The sequence below is a fragment of the Novosphingobium sp. AAP93 genome (assembly GCF_001296055.1).
GTDB lineage: Bacteria > Pseudomonadota > Alphaproteobacteria > Sphingomonadales > Sphingomonadaceae > Novosphingobium.
Window position 1 is genome coordinate 1 of the sequence record NZ_LJHZ01000118.1, and the last position, 19834, is coordinate 19834.

The window sequence follows — 19834 nt, forward strand, 5'->3', positions numbered from 1 at the left end:
TAACCACAACCGTCGAGGCTCTAATCAGAGCTGGATGAAAGTCCCGTGGCAGGTCACCGGCATCGTGCTCGATCTCCTCGATGATCGACATTGCCTGCAGTGAAAGGGGCACGGCGTGAGGGCGGCGCATCTTCATCTTGTGGTCCGGTATGGTCCAGACACGTTTGTCGAAATCAAACTCACTCCATTCCGCCCAGCGCAGTTCGCCGGGACGGACGAACAGGTGCGGCAGAAGCCGAAGTGCAATCTGCGTCAAAGGGTGACCATCGTAGTCCTCGATTGCACGAAGGAGTCCGCTGGCCTCCGTGGGCGTTGTGATGGCGGCCCGGTGATTGGTGCGCGGGGTGACTAGCGCGCCGCGCAAGTCCGCACAGACGTCCCGATTGGCCCGGGCTGTGGCGATGGCATATCGGAAAACCTGGCTGCAGGTGCTGCGGATGCGGTTCGCGGTGTCATACCGCTTGGTGCCTTCGACTTTCTTGAGGACAAGCAGAAGCTCGTGTGCGGTGATCTCTGAGATGGGGCGCTTCCCCAATGCCGGATAGGTCTGCGCAAGCAGCCACCTCGCCTTTTTGAGCGTAATTGCGGCCAAGCCTTCCTTCTCGATCTTTTCAAGCCACTCCTCCGCCACGGCCTGGAAGCTGTTGCTTGCAGCGATCGACTTGGCGATCTTTTCGAGTTTGGCTTGCTCCAGTGGATCAATGCCCTTTGCCAGCAATCTGCGGGCCTCGAGCAGCATTTCGCGCGCATCCCCGAGCAGTATTTCCGGCCAGCGTCCGAACGACAGCGTGCGCTGCTGTCCACCGAAACGGTAGTTCATCCGCCAGTATCGGATGCCGGTGGGCATCACGAGCAGGTAAAGTCCATCGCGGTCGGACAGCTTGTACGCCTTCGGCCTAGGCTTGGCATGCTTCACGGCGTTGGCGGTCAGCCCAGATTTGCGTTTTACACCTTCCGACATTGATGGACCTCCACGTCCAGCATCGGGCTGTGATCCATCACCTGTACCATCAATGGTCCCGGATGCGGTCGGATCGACCCGCACTGATGCGGAGAACTATATCAGAAAAAGTGGCGTAAAACAGCCATTTACTGGACGTTATCGGACGTCTTCAAATGGTGAAATGGAGGCCCGAGCCGGAATCGAACCGGCGTAAACGGATTTGCAGTCCGGTGCGTAACCACTCCGCCATCGGGCCTCGATGCGCATCAGCGTGGAACGGCGCGGTTAGCCGAGCCTCGCCGGAGCCGCAACGGGATTCTTGCGCCCTCCCCTTCAGGGATCGACGAAATCGGCGACGCGCTTCTCCATTCCGGCCTTCACCGCCTCGATCTGGTTGCGCGAATACATGAGTTCGTGCTGCGCGACGCTCTCGGCCATGAGGATCGCGTCCTCGTCCATATAGACGGTGCGGTTGGTGAGCAGCTTGGCGCCGCGCACGGCATGCGGGCTCTTGCTGGCGATCTCCTTCGCCAAGGCCATCGCGCGGCCGAGCGGATCGGCATCGGCATGGGTGGCAAAGCCGAGAGCCGCGGCCTCGGTGCCGTTGAACTCGCGGTGGGTGTACGTCAGCTCGCGCAGCACATCGTCGCGCACATTGCCGCGCCACAGCGCATAGCCGCCCATGTCGGGCACGAGGCCCCACTTCACTTCCATCACGGCCAGACGGGCATCGGGAGCCACGATGCGGATATCGGCCCCGCTCATGACCTGAAGCCCACCGCCGAAGCACACGCCGTGAACTGCCGCGATCACCGGCATCGGCAGCTTGCGCCAGACCATCGCCGCCTGCTGCGCGCGGTTGGCATTGCCGTGGGTGCGGTCGGTGAGGCTGCCGCCGCTGCCCCACCGATCCGTGTTGCCCATGCTCGAAAGATCGAGCCCGGCGCAGAACGACCGCCCCGCGCCGGAAAGGACCACGCTGCGCACGCCCTTGGCGGTGTGCAGATGGCTCCCCGCCGCCACGATCCCCTCGAACATCGCATCGTCGAGCGCGTTCATCTTGTCCGCCCGGTCGAGCAGGACATAAGCGACGTGGTCTTCGATAGTGACGCTGACGCGATCGTGGAACTTCATTGTGGTCCTGCTCCGGTTTTGTCGTTGTTATGCTGCGCTGGCGTTGACGCCCATGCTGGTCAAGTAACGGCGGATATTGCGCGCGGCCTGGCGCAGGCGCTGTTCGTTCTCGACCATGGCAATGCGGACATAGCCCTCGCCGTCCTCGCCATAGCCGACGCCGGGCGCGACCGCGACTTCGGCGTGGGTGAGCAGCTGCTTGGAAAACTCGAGGCTGCCCATCTCGCGCAGCGCCGGCGGCAGCGGCGCCCAGGCGAACATCGAGGCGCGCGGGCTCGGGATTTCCCACCCGGCACGGCCGAACGCCTCGACCATCACGTCGCGGCGCTTTTGATACAGCAGGCGGTTCTGCTCGACGATGTCTTGCGGGCCATTGAGCGCGGCACATGTCGCCGCCTGGATCGGGGTGAACGCGCCGTAATCGAGGTAGGACTTCACGCGGGTCAGCGCCGCGATCAGCTGCTTGTTGCCCACCGCAAAGCCCACGCGCCAGCCCGCCATCGAGAACGTCTTGGACATCGAGGTGAATTCGACCGCGACATCCTTCGCACCCGGCACTTCGAGGATCGATCGCGTCGGGTTGCCGTCGAAATAGAGCTCGGAGTAGGCAAGGTCGGACAGCACCCAGACCTTGTTCTCCTTCGCCCACGCGACGAGGCGCTCGTAGAACGAGAGATCGACCGTCTCCGCCGTCGGGTTCGAAGGGTAGTTGACGATGACCACCGAGGGACGCGGCACGCTGTAGCGCATCGCGCGGTCGAGCGATTCCCAGTAGCGTTCGTCGGGCGTCGTCGGCACTGAACGGATCGTCGCCCCGGCGATGATGAAGCCGAAGGTGTGGATCGGATAGCTCGGGTTGGGCGCCAGCACCACATCGCCGGGCGCGGTGATCGCGGTGGCGAGGCTGGCGAGCCCTTCCTTCGAACCCATGGTCATCACCACTTCGCTCTCGGGATCGAGTTCCACATTGAAGCGGCGGGCATAATAATTGGCCTGCGCCTTGCGCACGCCGGGAATGCCCTTGGACGCCGAATAGCCGTGCGCATCGGGCTTCATCGCCACTTCGCAGAGCTTATCGATGACATGCGCAGGCGGCGGGAGATCGGGGTTGCCCATGCCGAGATCGATGATGTCCTGCCCGCGGGCGCGAGCGGCGGCCCGCATCGCGTTCACTTCGGCGATGACGTAGGGCGGCAGGCGCTTCATGCGGTAGAATTCTTCGGTCACGGTGGTTTCTCGCACTCCTTTGGCCCGGCAAAAGCACCCGGCCAGCATGCACCTTACGACAATCGCAAGCCTCTGGGAACCGGAAGGGATCACAAGCGCCCGAATCGGCGCTATAGGACCCCCAAGCGCAACTGGGACTGGGACCACTATGGCTGACGCCGCAACGCCGCCGGAAAATCCGCTCGATACGCCGATGGATGCTGGCGTGATCGAGGATCTGATGCGCCAGCAGGGTGAGGCAGTGCAGGCCCTGTTCGCGCCGTTCCTGCCCACTGCTTCTACCCCCCTGCCCAATCTGGCGTCCGATCCCGCCGGAATGCAGCACTGGGCGATGTCCGCCGCAAAGTTGCAGAAAATGTGGCTCGATTTCGGCGCCGAACAGGCGGGACAGGTCGAGCCCATGATGGCGCGCATGGCCGATCCCGCCCGCTGGACCGCCATGTTCACCGACTGGTACGCCGCGTTGCCGATCTCGCAGGCCGAGACGCAGGCCAAGCTGTGGGAGGATGGGCTCGAACTGTGGACGCAGGTGCTCGGCCGCTACGGCATCGGACCGGGCACGAAGCAGCCGGAGGATGCGCCGCTGCCGCGCAAGGACCGCCGTTTTGCCGATCCGCGCTGGGCCGATCAGCCGTGGTTCGCGCTGCTCCACCAGACCTACCTGCTGCTCGCCGAAAAGCTCACCGCCATGGCCGCCGAGGTGAAGGGCCTGCCGCCCGAGCGCCAGCATCAGGTGCAGTTCTTCACGAAGATGGTGGTCGATGCGCTGAGCCCGGCGAATTTCCCGATGACCAATCCCATCGTGATCGAGCGCACGCTGGAGACCCACGGCGAGAACCTCGTCAAGGGCGCCGAGCACCTGCTCGCCGACATCCGCAAGGGCCAACTCACCCACACCGATCCCGAAGCTTTCGAGCTTGGACGCAATATCGCGATCACCCCGGGCAAGGTGGTCTACGAGACCCCGCTCTACCAGCTGATCCAGTACAGCCCCGCGACCCCCGACGTGCTGGCGGTGCCGCTGCTGATCTTCCCGCCGTGGATCAACCGCTTCTACATCCTCGATTTGAACCCCAAGAAAAGCTTCATCCGCTGGGCGGTCGAGCAGGGGCTGACGGTGTTCATCGTCTCGTGGAAATCGGCCGATGCCTCGCTGGCCGACATCGTCTGGGACGACTATGTGTTGGCGCAAGTCGAAGCCATCGACGTGGTCCGCGAGCGGCTGGACGTACCGCAGGTCCACGCGATCGGCTATTGCGTCGCGGGCACCACCCTCGCCGCAACCCTCGCGCTGATGGCGCGGCGCGGCGAGGCGGACACGGTGCGCTCGGCCACCTTCTTCACCGCGCAGGTCGATTTCGAAAAGGCGGGCGATCTCAAGTCGTTCATCGATGACAGCCAGATCAAGATGCTCGAGGGCCTTGCCACCGACGGCTATCTCGACGGGCGCTACATGGCCGCAACGTTCAACCTGCTGCGCGGGACGGACCTCATCTGGAACTACGTCGTCAGCAACTACTTGCTGGGCGAGGACTATCCGGCCTTCGACCTGCTCCACTGGAACGGCGATACCACCAACCTGCCGGCCAAGTGGCACAAGGCCTATCTCGAAGATCTCTATCGCGACAACCGGCTGGTCATGCCGGACTCGCTGGAAATCGACGGCACACCGATCGACCTCAGGCTGATCGCCACGCCCTGCTACATCCAGGCCGGGCGGGAGGACCATATCGCGCCCGCCGAGAGCGTGTGGAAGCTCACGCGGCTGCTGTCCGGTCCCTGGCGGTTCCTGCTCGCGGGGTCAGGCCATATCGCCGGGGTGGTCAATCCGCCGGACGCGCACAAGTACCAGTATTGGCGCAATGATGGTCCAGCCACCACGCTCGCCGAGTTCGTGGCGGGTGCGCGCGAGACCAAGGGCAGCTGGTGGCCCGACTGGATTGCGTGGATTCGCGAGTCGGATGGCGCCATGATTCCCGCCAAGGGCAAGCGCGTGCCGGGCGGGCGCGGCGATGCGGTGATCGAGGATGCACCCGGTCGCTACGTCAAGACCCGCTGAATTCTGCCAGAAACGGTCGAAACGCCGCCAATCTGGGCACTTCTCTTCATGGTGCAGTGCACAAAAGTCCTTGACCTGACCCCGCCACCTGCCTATTTTGTGCACTGCAACACGGTCCACTGCGCATCCAACTCGTTGGATTATGTTAATGGAGCGTGTCCGATGCAGGAGTAGTCAGGTTATGGAAGACGAAGTCAAGGACATCGCAGACGCAGCAATTGCGGCGCCGGCTGTCGAGGCTGAGATCGCCCCGGCCGAGCTGCCCGCGCAGTCGGAAGAGCTTGCTGCGGAAGCCGCCCCGGCCCCCGCAGCCACACCAGCTCCCAAACTCAAGGGCAAGCCCGGTCGTCCCCGCAAGGTCGCCGCGCCTGTTCTCGATGCGACTGCGGATGCGCCGGTAGCTCCGGCTGCAAAGCCGGTTCGGAAGGCTCCGGCAAAGCTGACTGTAACCACGGTCAAGTCTGTACCGAAGCCCACCGCGAAGACCAGCACGCCCAAGACCCACAAGAACGAGACCGTCTCCGTGAAGAGCGCGGTCGCCAAGCAGAAGGACTTCACCATGAACGCCGCCACCACCGAAATGACCGAGACCATCCAGACCGCGATGAAGGAAGCCGCCGAGAAGGCCAAGGCCGCGCTCGAAAAGAGCCAGGCTGCGCTGGGCGATATGGGCGCCTTCACCAAGGGCAACGTCGAAGCCGTCGTCGAATCGACCAAGATCCTTGCTGCGGGCCTGCAGGAAATGACCAAGGGCTACGCCGCCGAGACCAAGACCGTGGTCGAGACGATGCAGGCCGAAATCAAGGAACTCGCTGCCGTCAAGTCGCCGGCCGAGTTCTTCGAAAAGCAGAACGCCCTGCTGCGCAAGCAGTTCGACGCCGCGGTCGCCGCGACCTCGAAGAACAGCGAAGCGATGCTCAAGCTCGCCAGCGAAGCGTTCCAGCCGATCTCGAACCGCGTCAGCCTCGCGGTCGAAAAGATGAAGCAGGCCGCCTGATCGGCACTTCCGGCCCGCGCAACCGCGCTGGCCGGGCCTGAACACGAAAGCGGGTCGGACGGGATTTACCTCCGGCCCGTTGTCGTATCTGCCGTGTCGTTGCTGGCAGCAGAAATGCGGCCTCGATGCTGGACTTTGAGGTCAAGTGTTTACCCGCCTCTTGTACGCAGCGGCGTGCGATGCGATATTCCTCCTACGCCATGACCATGAAATCCAACCCCGGCGCCCCCGAAGGCACTGCCGCTTCGACGGTGCGTATCCCCGTGCGCGCCGCCGACGACGAAACCAAGGGCCCCGGTGGCGGTGGTGACGATCAGGTCGGCATCGCGACCAAAACGCGCACGCGGCCCAAGAAGCCCAGCATGTTCAAGGTGCTGATGCTGAACGACGATTACACGCCGATGGAATTTGTTGTGATGGTCTTGAAGCGCTTCTTCCACATGGATCTCGAGCAGGCGACGCGGGTCATGCTCCATGTCCACCAGAAGGGCGTCGGCGTCTGCGGGATATTCCCCTACGAGATCGCCGAAACCAAGGTGAACCAGGTGATGGATTTCGCCCGGCAGAACCAGCATCCGCTGCAGTGCACGCTGGAGAAGGCCTGATTCGCGTCTGATCGCCCTTTTGCGTCGACAAAATGCGTTGGGACCTCGGTGTTTCCGCCTTCCGCCCGTCCCTGAACCGGGCTAACCGGAACTGTTCATTCGGTCCCAGCGAGCCGCCCCGCCCTTGCCCTTTCTCACCGCCACAGACAGGTACATCGCCCGGCTCGTGTTCGTGCCGATGTGCGCGGTTTTCGTGATCGCGGCATCGCTGCTCGTGCTCGACAAGATGCTCAAGCTGTTCGACTTCGTGGCGACCGAAGGCGGACCGGTCAGCGTCGTGTTCAAGATGCTGGCCAACCTCCTGCCCGAATACGCCAGCCTGGCGATTCCGCTGGGGCTGATGCTGGGCATCCTGCTCGCCTTCCGCCGCCTCGCCACCTCGTCAGAGCTCGACGTGATGCGCGCGGTGGGCCTCTCCTACACCCGCTTGCTGCGCGTACCCTACCTGTTCACCGTGGTCCTCGCCGCGCTCAACCTCCTTATTGTCGGCTATCTCCAGCCGCTCTCGCGCTATTACTACGAGCAACTCCAGTTCGATCTGCGCTCCGGCGCGCTGGGAGCCTCTATCAAGGTGGGCGAGTTCAACACGCTGCAGGACCGCACTGCGCTGCGCGTCGATGCGAGCCGCGACGAAGGGCGCGACCTGCGCGGCATCTTCGCGCGCATCGCCGCCAAGGACGGGCAGGTCCTCGTGATCTCCGCGCGCGAGGGACAGTTCTTCGCCAACAAGGAAAACCCGGATACTGTGATCCTGCGCCTTTCCGAAGGCCAGATCGTGCAGGACGGCCCGGGCATCACCTCGCCGCGCGTGCTGACGTTCGCGACGCATGACCTGCCGATCGACCTTCCGAAGATCGAGCAGTTCCGCAGCCGCGGCGAACGGGACCGCGAGTACTTTCTTCCCGAACTGCTGCGCATCGGCTGGAGCAAGGATTCAAGCAAGCTGGCGCGCGCGCAGAGCATCGCCAACCTCAACTACCGACTGGTCGAGGTGGCGATGATGTTTCTGCTGCCGCTGCTGGCCGTCGCGCTGGCGGTGCCGCCCAAGCGCTCGAGTTCGGCACTCGGCGTGTTCGTCTCGATCGTGATGGTGGTCGCCTACCACAAGGTCAACGAATACGGGCAGGACGTCTCCAGCCTTGGCCGGGTCGATCCGACATTGGCGCTGTGGGGGCCGTTCGTCCTCTTCGCCGCGCTGATTGTCTCGATGTACTGGCGCCTTGCCTATGTCCCCGGCGGCCAGCCGATCGGCGCGCTGGAGACCGGCTTTGCCAAGATCGCGCGCTCGGTGATGAAGCTGTTCGCCGCGCGCCAGCCGCGCGCCAGGAATGTCGGCATCGACGCAGCAGGAGCGATCGATGCAGCTTGATTTCTTCCCCTCGCGCACGATCACGCTTTACATCGGTCGCATGTTCGCGGTGCGGATCATCGCCGTGCTGCTGATGCTCGTGCTCGTGTTGCAGATGCTCGATCTCCTGAGCGAAAGCGGCAAGATCCTCGCCGCGCCGGGCAATGGGCAGGGCCAGCTGCTGACCTACGCCTCCTTGCGCGTGCCGCAGCTGATCAGCCGGTTCCTGCCCTATTCGGTGCTGCTGGCAACGATCATCACATTGATGACACTCAACCAGAACAGCGAGGTCATCGCGCTGAAAGCCGCCGGCCTCTCCGCGCATCAGGTGCTGGCGCCGCTGTTCCTCGTCGCCGCGCTGACTTCGCTCGTCACTTTCGCCTTCAACGAGCGCGTCGTGGTACGCTCCTCCGCGACGCTCAAGGCGTGGCAGGCGGCCGAGTACAAGGCGATTCCACGCGACAGTGCGGTGAAAAGCAACGTGTGGCTGCAGGATGGCAACAACGTTCTCTTCGCGCGTGCGGTCACCGGGCAAGGCGCCGCCACGCGCATGACCGATGTCAGCTGGTACCGCCGCGACCGGTCCAGCGCCGTGGTGGAGATCGTGCGCTCGCCCGAAGCGACTTACGCACGGCCCGGCTGGCACTTCACCAAGCCGACCGGCTTCGACGTGCAGAGCGCACGGCGCATCACCTACAGTGCCGATCAGGTCTTCGCGAAAAGCGTCGATCCCGCACAAGTGGTGATCCGCAAGGCCGACGCAGATGGGGAATCGATCGGCCAGCTGTCGAACTCCATCGCGGCCATCCGCAGCGCGGGCTATCGCACCAGCGAACTCGAAGGCAAATGGTGGCACAAGCTTTCCGGCCCGCTTTCGGCGCTGCTCATGCCGCTGCTCGGCGCGGTCGCCGCGTTCGGCCTTGCGCGCTCGGGCATGCTGTTCGTCCGCGCGGTGATCGGCATGGCGCTCGGATTTGCCTACTTCGTGGTCGACAACGCCGCGCTGGCGATGGGCAACTTCGGCGGCTACCCGCCGCTGCTCGCCGCGTGGGCGCCGTTCTTCTTGTTCTTGCTGATCGGCGAGACGGTGCTGGTCAGGACAGAAGAGTAGCCGCACCCTCGTCGCCCGCGCGCAGCGGCAGCCGCAGTGCGCGCAAGCCCTGCGCATCGGCCGGCGGCAAACGCCCGCCGCGGATGTTCACCTGGATCGACGGCAACAGGAGGCGCGGCGGCGCGAGTGTGGCATCGCGTGCCTGACGCTGTGCGACGAAAGTGGCCTCGTCGATCCCGTCGTGCGCCTGCACATTGGTGCGGCGCTGCTCGCCGACGGTCGTTTCCCATGCAAACTCGGACCGGCCCGGCCCCTTGTAGTCGTGGCAAAGGAACAGCCGCGTCTCGTCCGGAAGTGAAAGTATCCGCCGGATCGAGGCATAGAGCGCAGAGGCATTGCCGCCCGGAAAATCGGTCCGCGCGGTGCCGTAATCGGGCATGAACACGGTGTCGCCAACGAAGACCGCGTCGGCAATGCGGAAGCTGATGCAGGCTGCCGTATGCCCCGGGGTATGCATCACGGTGAAGGCCAGATTGCCGAGCGGCAGAACCTCGTCGTCATGGAGCAAGTGGTCAAAATCGCGCCCCTCCGGCAGAACGTCATCTGCCCCGAACATCGGCACAAAGGTTGCCTGCACTTGGGTGATCAATGCGCCAATCCCGATCCATGCGCCGGTGCGCGCGGCGATCAGTTTCGCGCCGCTGAGGTGATCGGCATGCGCGTGCGTTTCGAGCACCATCTCGATCCTCCAGCCGCGCTCGGCCGCCGCCGCCAGCAGCGCCTCCACCGATGCGGCACCGATCCGCGCCGAGGCCTGATCATAGTCGAGCACCGGATCGATCACCGCCGCCGCGCCGGTGGCCGGATCGGCAACAAGGTAGGTCACGGTGAAGGTCGGCTCATCGAAGAAGGCGAGAATCTCGGGCTTTGAGTCCATGGTCGGGTCCTTTCGGGCACCCTTTATATTAGGTATTGCTAAATTAGCAAGTGCTGATATATAGGATCCATGCAGATCCACCCTCCCCTCGATCATGCCACGTTCGAAGCAAACGCCACTGCGGTCGCGTCCATCCTGCGCGAGCTGGCGAACCCGCACCGGCTGATGGTGCTGTGTTCGCTGGTCGAGGCGGGCGAAATGAAGGTGGGGGACATCGCCGAGCGCATCGGGCTCTCGCAATCGGCGCTCTCGCAGCACCTCGCCCGCCTGCGCGAGGAAGGCCTCGTCGCCTTCACGCGCGACGCGCAAGTGCTGCGCTACCGGATCGCCGACGCGCGGATCGAGGCGCTGCTCGCCACGCTCTACCAGCTCTATTGTACCGAGGAATAAGGCCATGACACTGCCCCTGATCTCCCCTGCCGAAACACGCCGGTTGATGGCCGGCGGCGCGCGGCTGATCGACATCCGCTCGCCTGATGAGTTTGATCGCGTCCGCATTCCCGGCTCCGAGAACCGCCCGATCGACGCGCTGGGCCGCGTCGGCGATGCTCCGGCAGTAGTCTATCACTGCCGCAGCGGCATGCGCACATCCGCCAACGCCTCCCGGCTTGGTGCGGCCAGCGATTGTCCGGCCTACCTCCTTGAAGGCGGCCTCGATGCATGGCGCGCAGCAGGCCTGCCCCTTGCGGAGAACCGCAAGGCACCGCTGGAAATCATGCGTCAGGTCCAGATCACAGCCGGTGCGCTCGTTGTGCTGGGGGTGGTGCTGGGCGTGCTGTTCCAACCTGCCTTCTTCGGCCTTTCCGCCTTTGTCGGCGCGGGCCTGATGTTCGCGGGCACAACGGGATGGTGCGGCATGGCCAAGCTGCTGGCAGCGATGCCGTGGAACCGGAAATCGGCGGCCTGACGCCATGCCGCTGGCGATGATCCTCGCCGCTTTGGGCTCGGGTGCGGTGATCGGGCTGATCCTCGCCGGGCTTGGGGCGGGGGGATCGATTCTGATGACGCCGCTGCTGGTCTACATGGTCGGCGTGTCCTCGGCGCACGCAGCGGTAGGGACCAGCGCGGTAGCCGTCACGCTCAATGCGCTGGTCGGCCTCGCCGGACATGCCCGCGCCGGGACGGTCAAGTGGCGCTGCGCCGGAGTCTTCGCCCTCGCCGGCGTGTTCGGTGCCACGCTCGGTGCCGAATTGGGCAAAGCACTTGATGGCAAGCGGTTGCTCATGCTGTTCGGCCTGCTGATGGTCGTCGTCGGCCTCGCGATGCTGCGCCCCCGCCGGGGCGAAGAGCGCGCCGACGTGGAACTCAACGCCGCCAGCGCCGGGCGGCTGCTCCCGCGCCTGATCCCCATCGGCCTCGGCACGGGCCTGCTTGCAGGGTTTTTCGGAATCGGCGGCGGCTTCCTCATCGTCCCCGGCCTGATCGCCGCGACCGCGATGCCGATGCGCTTCGCCTCGGGCACCTCGCTGGTGATCGTCGCAGCGCTGGGGACGACGACGGCAACGTCTTACGCGCTCTCCGGCTATGTCGATTGGCCGCTGGTCGGCGTGCTCGCCATCGGCGGCGCAGTCGGCGCGGCGCTCGGGATCAAGGGCACCGCAGCGCTTGCGTCGCATCGCGGCCTTGTGGAGAAAGCCTTCGCCGTGCTGGTGATCGCCGTCGGCGTCTACGTCGCGCTGGGGCGCTGAGCCCCGGAACGCTGCCCCATCGTGCTGCGCACCAGCCGCCCGAGCAGAGGAAACAATCCGGCATAGCTCGACTTCTGGTAGGTCGAACCTGCACCCAGATCGGCCGTCAGCCGCCGGTGCGCCTCACCCAGCGCGTGATAGGGCACGCTCGGCAGCAAGTGGTGCAGCGCGTGATAGCGCAGGCCGACCGGGGCCCAGAGCACCGTCACCCAGCCCGGCGGCGGCACGTTGACCGAATCGAGGTACTGCCCGGTCACCGTCATCGTCTCGCCCTCATTCTCCCAAAGGTGGGCAACAAGCGTGCGCGCCTGATTGAGCACGGCGCCGAGTGCGATCACCGCAATGCCGATCAGCAGCGGCCGCCAGCCGTGCATGGCCGACCAGCCGAGCAGGAACCACGCCCAGGCCGTCGCGCCCAGTTCCTGCCAGAACACCATTCGTGCGAACTCACCCTCGGGCAGACGGCGCTTGAACGAAGGGTTGATCGCAAGCGCCGAAGCCCGCTCCCACACCAGCTCGCGCAGGGGCGGCACGATCACGCCCAGCGGCGTCAGCACCGCGCAGCGCACCAGCAAGGCAACGGGCAGCAAGATCGCGGTCAGCAGGAACACCGGCAACGACCACGGCTTCATCAGCGCGAGCGGGAGGTATTCCGGGTCTTCCGCCGTGCCGTAGCGCGTGCGCGCATGGTGCAGCGGATGGACACCCTCATACATGAACGAGGGCGTGAGCATCGGAATGCCGACCAGGACATTCCATACGAAGCGGAAGCCCGGCAGCGCGTTGCGGTGGATATGCGAAAGCTCGTGGATGAACAGCAGCGCGCGGTAGAACGCCAGTGCCGAGACCACCCCGCAGGCCACTGCGACCCACATGTTGGTCGAAAGGATCGCCCCGGCCAGCGCGGCATAACCCGTCAGCGCCGAGGCCAGCATGTCCGGCCAGAAGATCGACGGCTTCGCCTCGCCCAGATCGCGCGTCAGCTCGACCGCCGCGCGCAGCATCGCCTTGTCGTCCGGCGTGCGCGCGAGGATCGCAGCGGCTTCCGGCGCGGCGGCCGGAGGCTGCGGAGCCGTTTCGAGCGCCGGATTGAGCTGGGGAGAGGCAAGCATGCGACGTTTCCTGATTGACCCGAGAGTTCTAGTGCTGCGTTCGGCTTGACAATCCGGCCCGGGCCAACGCAGGCAAGCCCTGCATTTTTCTGCAATACTTCCAAACAAAGGCAAGATCGTGGCCGGAACTCCAGACACTAGCGGCGAAGTAGTCATCACCCCGGTTTCCAGCAAGGCCGACCGGACTGCCTTTGTGGACTATGCCTATCGCATCAACGCGAATGATCCAGCCTGGGTGCCGCCGCTGCACATGGAAGCGGTCGAACTCGTCACCCCGGGCAAGAACCCGTTCTTCGAACACGCCGACGTCCAGCTGTTTCTCGCGCGCCGCAATGGAGCGGGCGGCGGCACGATCGTGGGCCGCATCTCCGCGCATATCGACCACCTCGCCGTCGCGATGGACCCGGTGCAGGGCATGGGCCCCGGCACCGGCAACTGGGGCCTGCTCGAAGCGGAAGACGAAGCCGTCGCCAAGGCCCTGATCGCCCGCGCCGAGGACTGGCTGCGCGAAAAGGGCATGACCCGCGTGCTCGCGCCGATCTCGATGTCGATCTGGGAGGAACCGGGCCAGCTCGTGCGCGGATTCGAACAGTCGCCGACCGTCATGATGGGCCACCAGAGCAAGCGCTATCCCGCCTATATCGAGGGCATGGGCTACACCCCGGCCAAGTCGCTGCTCACCTACGAGCTCGATATCAGCAAGGAGTTCCCGCCGCTGATCCAGCGCATCGTCGCCTCGGGCGAGAAGAACCCGCGCATCCGCATCCGCGGCGTGGACAAGAGCAAGTTCGATTCCGAAGCCAAGCTGATCCTCGACATCCTCAACGATGCCTGGTCGGACAACTGGGGCTTCGTCCCCTTCACCGACACCGAGATCGCCTACGCGGGCAAGAAGTTCAAACCGATCGTGCGCGAAGACCTCATCATGATCGCCGAGTACGACGGCGAGCCGGTGGCCTTCATGATGACGCTGCCGGACCTCAACGAAGTGCTGAAACCCATGGGCGGCTCGCTGTTCCCGTTCAATTGGGCCAAGCTCCTCCTGTGGCTCAGAAAGCCCCGCGTGCGCACCATGCGCGTGCCGCTGATGGGCGTGCGCAAGCGTCTGCAGGCCTCGCGCCTCGCCAGTCAGCTGGCCTTCATGATGATCGAGTACATCCGCCGCAATTCGGTCGCGAACTACGGCGCCAGCCGCGGCGAGATCGGCTGGATCCTCGATGACAACCAGGGGATGGTCGCCATCGCCGATGCCATCGAGAGCAAGGTCAACAAGGAATACGTGATCTACGGGAAGGAATTGGCCGGCTAGGACATATGCGTTAACGCGTATCCACCCGCCTTGATCCGGCCACACGCGGGGTCCACAAGACGAACATATGGCCGACATGCCCGATCCGGAACTGGACGCTGGTACCGCCCTGCCCCGCCTGCCCGACGAATGGGTGGGCGATACGCGCGCGCGGCTGCAATCGGCCATCGTGCTGCTGCTGATGGCGGGCCTGTTCCTCGCGCTGCCCTTCGTGCTCTCGATCGGTTCGGTGGTGTTCCTGCCCCCGGTCACCGCCGTCGTCATCACGATCATCCTCGCCCCGCTGGCTGACCGCATGTGCCGCCTCGGCCTGCCAGACATGCTGGCCGCGCTCTTCGCGATGCTGACGATGGCCGGGGTGATCGTCCTCGCGCTCGCGCTGATCCTGCAGCCGGCCTTCGCCATGGTCGATCAGGTGCCGGACATGCTCACCGTGGTCAGCCGCCGGTTTGCGGAGCTGCGCGGCAACCTCGCGTGGATCAACGATTTCAACCGCCAGCTCGCGCGCCTCTTGGGCCACAGCCCGCGCGAGGTGGTGCTCGCCAGCCCTTCGGTCATCGAGCAGGTCGCCTTCGCAACGCCCAGCCTCGTGCTGGAGACGCTGGTCACCATGCTGATGACCTTCTTCATGATCGAGACGCGCCTGCGCGTCCGCCGCCGCCTCGCTCGCGATGGCGAAAGCGTCAACGCCTCGGTCCGCATCGCCCGCGTGATGCGCGACGTGCAGGACCGGGTGGCGGGCTATCTGCTCACGGTCGCGCTGATCAACCTCGGCGTCGGCGTGATCGTCGCCTGCGGAGCCTATGCCTTCGGGCTCAGCGCACCGATCATGTGGGGCGGCCTCGCCTTCGTGTTCAACTTCCTGCCCTACCTTGGCCCGCTGGCGATGATGGCGCTGCTCGGGCTCGTCGGTCTCGGCACGGCGAGTTCGATGGCCGTGGGTATCGTGCCGGTGTTTGCCTTCCTCGCCCTCCACGCGATCGAGGCGAACTTCGTGACCCCCGCGATCCTCGGCGCGCGGCTCACCGTCAGCCCGGTCTCGATCCTGGTCGCGATCAGCTATTTCTCATGGATCTGGGGCGTGCCCGGCGCGCTACTTTCGGTGCCGATCCTGCTGATCATCGAGGCGATGCTCGACAATCTGGGGCGCCCCAACGTCATCGGCTTCCTGCTGGGAGAGCCGCTGTTCCGGCCCGCACAAGTGGTCACTCGCTAGCCTTTTCCTCGTCCAGCCCCGGCATCGCGTCGATCACGGCCGTCACCGCGACATCGAGCGTCACGTTGCCCAGCGTGCGCATCAGATCAGGCAACACTTCCACCGCGACCAACAGCGCCAACGGCCCCACCGGCACGCCCATCGCCAGCGCGATCGGCCCGCATGAGGTGACGAGGCTGATCGCGCCGGGGAGGCTCACCGCGCCGAAGCTCATCACCGAGGCGACCGCGAAGCCCGCCACCATGTGCCAGCCATCGACCGGCACCCCGAGCCAGTGCGCGAGGTAGAGCGCCACCGCGAAGTTCATCGCCGGGCCGGTTCCGCGAAACAGCGCGACCGCCAGCGGCAGGGTGAACTCGGCCGCGCGGTCGCGGATGCCCAGCTGGCGGCAGGCGCCCAGCATGGCCGGCAGCGAGGCGAGCGAGGATTGCGTCGAAAGCGCCAGCGCCTGCGCCGGAATCACCGCGCGGGCGAAGGCACCCAGCGGCTGGCGCCCGAACAGCACCGCGATGGGATAGGCCGAGAGGAACATCACGGTCCCCGTCAGCGTCACGATCAGCACATAGTGCGCCAGCGCACCGATGGCCGCAGCACCGGTATGCGCCGCGACTGCAAAGCTCAGTGCGAAAACGCCTGCAGGCGCGACCCACAGGATCCAGCCGACCACCACCAGCGTTGCCCCGCCCACGGCCTCGAAGAAGGTCAGCAGGCTCTCGCGCTGGCGATTGGCAAGCCGCGCCGCCGCGACGGCGAAGATCGCGGTAAAGAGGAGCAGCGGCAGGATCTGGTCATTGGCCGCGGCGGCAAACACATTGGCCGGCACGAACGAGGCGACGAAATCGCCCACCCCCGGCAGCGGCCCCGCCGCCTTCGCATCGGCCGCAGCGATGCTTGCCCGCAGCGCTTCGATTGCCCCCGGCGGGCTGGGGATCAGCGCGAGCAGCGTGGGCACGAGAAAACCCGCCATCGCCGAGCCGCCTGCGAGGATCAGGTAGAACCACCCAAGCGCCCGCCGCGCCATCGCTCCGGCGCGCGCGGCTGCCACAGTCTGCACCACGCCCATGAACAGCAGCGACACGACCAGCGGAATGATCGTCGCCCGCAGCGCCCTCAGCCACATGTCACCCACAGGCTCCGCCACCGCGAGCAGCGGTGCCAAGGCCCCGGGCGCGCGCATGACCATGAGCAGGCCAAGGCCAAGGCCGCCGATCAAGCCGATGAAGGTCCACAAGGTGGGCACCTTGGTGATCTCGGGCAGGGGGCTCGGCGCCCTTGATGACGTATCGTTAATCGCTTCGTTCATGGGGCGGTGACATTAAGCGTGTAGGGACATATGGCAATCCGCGCCGATCGGCGCAGCGGACAAGGATTCATTTCAGGCTATGGCACGCAAATTCTTCGGCACCGACGGAATCCGGGGCCGGACCAACGCCGGGGTCATGACGGCAGCCACCGCGATGAAGGTCGGGCAGGCCGCCGGCACCTATTTCCTGCGCGGCGATCATCGCCACCGCGTGGTGATCGGCAAGGACACGCGCCTTTCGGGCTACATGCTCGAAAACGCGATGACCGCCGGCTTCACCAGCGTCGGCATGGACGTGGTGCTGCTCGGGCCGATGCCGACGCCTGCGGTTGCCCTCCTCACCCGCGAGATGCGCGCCGATGTCGGCGTGATGATCTCCGCGAGCCACAACCCGTTCGAGGACAACGGGATCAAGCTGTTCGGCCCCGATGGCTTCAAGCTTTCGGACGAGGACGAGCTCGCCATCGAGGCCATGCTGGAGCAGGACCTGCCCCTCGCCGAGTCCGGCGATGTCGGCCGCGCCCGCCGCATCGAGGATGCCCGCGGCCGCTATATCCATGCGGTCAAGGGTTCGCTCCCCCACAACGTCCGCCTCGATGGTCTGCGCATCGTCGTCGATTGCGCGAACGGCGCGGCCTATCATGTCGCCCCCTCGGCGCTGTGGGAACTCGGCGCCGAAGTGATCGCCATCGGGGTCGAACCCAATGGCAAGAACATCAACGCAGGCGTCGGCTCGACTCATCTCGATGCGCTGAAAGCCCGCGTGCGCGAAGTGCGCGCCGATATCGGCATCGCGCTCGATGGCGATGCGGACCGGCTGATCGTGGTCGACGAGAAAGGCCAGACGGTCGACGGCGACCAGATCATGGCGCTGATCGGCGGTCGACTGCATGCGCAGGGCAAGCTGCGCGGCGGCGGCGTGGTGGCGACGGTCATGTCGAACCTTGGCCTCGAACGCTACCTCAATGGCCTCGGCCTCGAACTCGCGCGCACCGCCGTGGGCGACCGCTACGTGCTCGAGAAAATGCGCGAGGGCGGCTACAACGTCGGCGGCGAGCAATCGGGGCACATGATCCTGACCGACCATGGCACGACAGGCGATGGCACGGTCGCCGCGCTGCAGGTGCTTGCCGCGCTGGTCGCCTCGGGCAAGCCCGCGAGCGAAACACTGCATCTGTTCGACCCCGTCCCGCAGCTCCTCAAGAACGTGCGCTTTGCAGGCGGCAAGCCGCTGGAGGCCGAGAGCGTCAAGACCGCCATCGCCGCTGCCGAGGCGCAGCTTGCCGGGCGCGGCCGTCTTGTCATCCGCCCCTCGGGCACCGAACACGTCATCCGCGTCATGGCCGAGGCCGACGATGCACGCGAAGTGACGCAAGTGGTCGATTCGATCTGCGACGCGGTGCGCAAGGCCGCCTGAGGAGAGCCGCCATGCTCGAAATGCGCCCCGATTGCGAACGCTGCGGCACCGATCTTCCGGCTGAGGCTCCGGGCGCGTTCATCTGCTCGTTCGAGTGCACCTTCTGCGCCGAATGCGCCGAAGCGCTCGATGACCGCTGCCCCAATTGCGGCGGCGAACTGATGGACCGCCCCAGCCGTGCCAAGGCGCTCCACGCGAAGTATCCGCCCTCCACGGTGCGGAAATTCAAGGGATGAAACCACCGCGCGTGCTGTCTATCGCCGGCTCGGATTCCGGCGGTGGCGCAGGCATCCAGGCCGATATCAAGACCATCACCATGCTCGGCGGCTATGCGATGACCGCCGTCACCGCGCTCACCGCGCAGAACACTTGCGGCGTCACGATGGTCGAGGCCGCCAGCCCCGCGATGGTCGCCGCACAGATCGATGCCTGCACCGGCGATCTCGGCGTCGATGCGGTCAAGATCGGCATGCTCGGCTCGCCCGAGATTGCTGCCGTTGTTGCTGATCGGCTCGAACGTCTGGCCGTCCCGGTGGTGTTCGACCCGGTGATGATCGCCACCAGCGGTGCCGCGCTCGCTGATGCGGCCACCATCGCCGCGTTCGAACGGCTGATAGCACTCGCCACCCTCACCACCCCCAACGTTCCCGAACTCGCGGCACTCGGCGGCGAGGCAGCGCTCAGGGCCCGCGGCGTCGCATGGCTCGGCAAGGGCGGCGATGCCGAAGGGCCGGACGTGACGGATCGGCTTGCCGTCCCCGGCGTGGAAGATGTCGTCTGGACAGCCCCCCGCATCCACACGCGCCATACCCACGGCACCGGCTGCACGCTATCCAGCGCCATCGCCACCCACCTCGCGCGCGGGATGTCCCTCGCTGACGCGGTGGCGCAGGCTCGTCAGTTTGTCCGCGCTGCCTTGCTAGCTGCGCCCGGCCTTGGCGCTGGGTATGGGCCGATGGGGCACTATGCTGTGGTGCGGACCGCCGAACAATCAGGCTGATCAAGCGCTAGATAGACACTGTCGCACCATTCCCCGCCCACCAGCCAGGTCCGCGCCTGCCGGTGGGTCTCGCGAAAGCCCAGCCGCGCCAGCAATCGCAGCGATGCAGCGTTGCGCGGGTCGACGTCGGCCTGAATGCGCGGCAGCCTGTGCACCTCGAACGCCCGCGAGATGACCGCCCGCAGTGCCTCGGTCGCAAGACCGCGCCCCCAAAATGCGGGATCGAGCAAATAGCCGATGTCAGGAAATCGATAGAGCCCCGCCTTCCCGATCAGGCGACCTTTGAACTCTATTACGAAGTCCTCGCCCTCGCCGGACGGGATAGAGATCATGGCATCCAGTAAGTCGGCAGTCTCGGCCAGAGTGCTATGCGGCGGCGTCGACCAGTAGGCCATCGCCTGTGGCTGGCGCATGATCGCATGCAGCGCATCAATATCATCGGCCCGCACGGGCCTCAGCAGCAGCCGCTCGGTCCTGAGAACGGCCAT

General features: G+C 65.5%; 20 protein-coding genes and 1 tRNA gene. 13 read left to right on the plus strand and 8 right to left on the minus strand.

From position 1 onward, the window contains the following. From IP83_RS17280 to IP83_RS17295, 4 genes are all read right to left on the minus strand, one after another. On the minus strand, positions 1-961 hold a 961-nt coding region (locus IP83_RS17280; protein ID WP_156309822.1), incomplete at its 3' end, for an integrase arm-type DNA-binding domain-containing protein. 164 nt (positions 962-1125) lie between these two features. Further along, positions 1126-1199 (minus strand) — tRNA-Cys (locus IP83_RS17285). 77 nt (positions 1200-1276) lie between these two features. Further along, on the minus strand, positions 1277-2077 hold the full coding sequence (locus IP83_RS17290; protein WP_054123485.1) for a crotonase/enoyl-CoA hydratase family protein: 801 nt from the start codon (positions 2075-2077) through the stop codon (positions 1277-1279). Between the two features lie 27 nt (positions 2078-2104). After that, entirely contained in the window at positions 2105-3304 is a 1200-nt protein-coding gene (locus tag IP83_RS17295; protein WP_054123486.1) for an LL-diaminopimelate aminotransferase, read from the minus strand. Between the two features lie 148 nt (positions 3305-3452). Between IP83_RS17295 and IP83_RS17300 the strand changes: the two genes are divergently transcribed. From IP83_RS17300 to lptG, 5 genes are all read left to right on the plus strand, one after another. Next, positions 3453-5363, plus strand: a complete 1911-nt coding sequence (locus tag IP83_RS17300; RefSeq protein WP_054123487.1) for an alpha/beta hydrolase — start codon at positions 3453-3455, stop codon at positions 5361-5363. Positions 5364-5544: 181 nt separating this feature from the next. Further along, entirely contained in the window at positions 5545-6360 is an 816-nt protein-coding gene (locus tag IP83_RS17305) for a phasin family protein (protein ID WP_054123488.1), read from the plus strand. 206 nt (positions 6361-6566) lie between these two features. Then, positions 6567-6965: an ATP-dependent Clp protease adapter ClpS gene (gene clpS, locus IP83_RS17310; RefSeq protein ID WP_231625108.1), complete on the plus strand. Its 399-nt coding sequence runs from the start codon at positions 6567-6569 to the stop codon at positions 6963-6965. Positions 6966-7089: 124 nt separating this feature from the next. Further along, positions 7090-8334, plus strand: a complete 1245-nt coding sequence (gene lptF, locus IP83_RS17315) for an LPS export ABC transporter permease LptF (RefSeq protein ID WP_054123489.1) — start codon at positions 7090-7092, stop codon at positions 8332-8334. Next, a complete protein-coding gene (gene lptG, locus IP83_RS17320) occupies positions 8324-9424 on the plus strand; it encodes an LPS export ABC transporter permease LptG (protein WP_054123490.1) in 1101 nt (366 codons plus the stop codon). The genes lptF and lptG overlap by 11 nt, the downstream gene beginning before the upstream one ends. On the opposite strand, the gene IP83_RS17325 is transcribed toward lptG, so the two are convergent. Beyond that, positions 9408-10301 (minus strand): MBL fold metallo-hydrolase, encoded by an 894-nt coding sequence (locus IP83_RS17325; protein WP_054123491.1) that lies wholly within the window; start codon positions 10299-10301, stop codon positions 9408-9410. The two genes, lptG and IP83_RS17325, sit on opposite strands and share 17 nt — an antisense overlap. A gap of 69 nt (positions 10302-10370) precedes the next feature. On the opposite strand from IP83_RS17325, the gene IP83_RS17330 reads away from it, so the two are divergent. From IP83_RS17330 to IP83_RS17340, 3 genes are read left to right on the plus strand one after another with little or no spacing between them, the layout of a single operon-like run. Further along, on the plus strand, positions 10371-10691 hold the full coding sequence (locus tag IP83_RS17330; protein ID WP_054123492.1) for a helix-turn-helix transcriptional regulator: 321 nt from the start codon (positions 10371-10373) through the stop codon (positions 10689-10691). 4 nt (positions 10692-10695) lie between these two features. After that, a complete protein-coding gene (locus IP83_RS17335) occupies positions 10696-11208 on the plus strand; it encodes a rhodanese-like domain-containing protein (protein WP_054123493.1) in 513 nt (170 codons plus the stop codon). A 4-nt stretch (positions 11209-11212) separates the two neighbouring features. Then, positions 11213-11989: a sulfite exporter TauE/SafE family protein gene (locus tag IP83_RS17340; protein WP_054123494.1), complete on the plus strand. Its 777-nt coding sequence runs from the start codon at positions 11213-11215 to the stop codon at positions 11987-11989. Here IP83_RS17340 and IP83_RS17345 read toward each other — a convergent pair. Then, the gene (locus IP83_RS17345) at positions 11968-13101 is read right to left on the minus strand and encodes a fatty acid desaturase (protein WP_054123495.1); all 1134 of its coding nucleotides are present in this window, start codon (positions 13099-13101) and stop codon (positions 11968-11970) included. The genes IP83_RS17340 and IP83_RS17345 overlap by 22 nt on opposite strands. A gap of 118 nt (positions 13102-13219) precedes the next feature. Here IP83_RS17345 and IP83_RS17350 point away from each other — a divergent pair, with 118 nt between their 5' ends. Together IP83_RS17350 and IP83_RS17355 are read left to right on the plus strand one after the other, a co-directional pair. Then, positions 13220-14410, plus strand: a complete 1191-nt coding sequence (locus tag IP83_RS17350) for a hypothetical protein (protein ID WP_054123496.1) — start codon at positions 13220-13222, stop codon at positions 14408-14410. A gap of 67 nt (positions 14411-14477) precedes the next feature. Then, complete coding sequence (locus tag IP83_RS17355; RefSeq protein WP_054123497.1) at positions 14478-15626, plus strand: AI-2E family transporter; 1149 nt, start codon at positions 14478-14480, stop codon at positions 15624-15626. On the opposite strand, the gene IP83_RS17360 is transcribed toward IP83_RS17355, so the two are convergent. Next, a complete protein-coding gene (locus IP83_RS17360; RefSeq protein ID WP_054123498.1) occupies positions 15616-16929 on the minus strand; it encodes a dicarboxylate/amino acid:cation symporter in 1314 nt (437 codons plus the stop codon). The genes IP83_RS17355 and IP83_RS17360 overlap by 11 nt on opposite strands. Before the next feature lie 79 nt (positions 16930-17008). Between IP83_RS17360 and glmM the strand changes: the two genes are divergently transcribed. From glmM to thiD, 3 genes are read left to right on the plus strand one after another with little or no spacing between them, the layout of a single operon-like run. Next, positions 17009-18346, plus strand: a complete 1338-nt coding sequence (gene glmM, locus IP83_RS17365) for a phosphoglucosamine mutase (protein WP_054123499.1) — start codon at positions 17009-17011, stop codon at positions 18344-18346. 11 nt (positions 18347-18357) lie between these two features. Beyond that, entirely contained in the window at positions 18358-18582 is a 225-nt protein-coding gene (locus IP83_RS17370; protein WP_054123500.1) for a DUF1272 domain-containing protein, read from the plus strand. Next, positions 18579-19346, plus strand: a complete 768-nt coding sequence (gene thiD / locus IP83_RS17375) for a bifunctional hydroxymethylpyrimidine kinase/phosphomethylpyrimidine kinase (RefSeq protein ID WP_054123501.1) — start codon at positions 18579-18581, stop codon at positions 19344-19346. Before IP83_RS17370 ends, thiD begins: the two co-directional genes overlap by 4 nt. Here the strand turns inward: thiD and IP83_RS17380 are convergent. After that, positions 19310-19834, minus strand: a complete 525-nt coding sequence (locus tag IP83_RS17380) for a GNAT family N-acetyltransferase (RefSeq protein ID WP_054123502.1) — start codon at positions 19832-19834, stop codon at positions 19310-19312. The two genes, thiD and IP83_RS17380, sit on opposite strands and share 37 nt — an antisense overlap.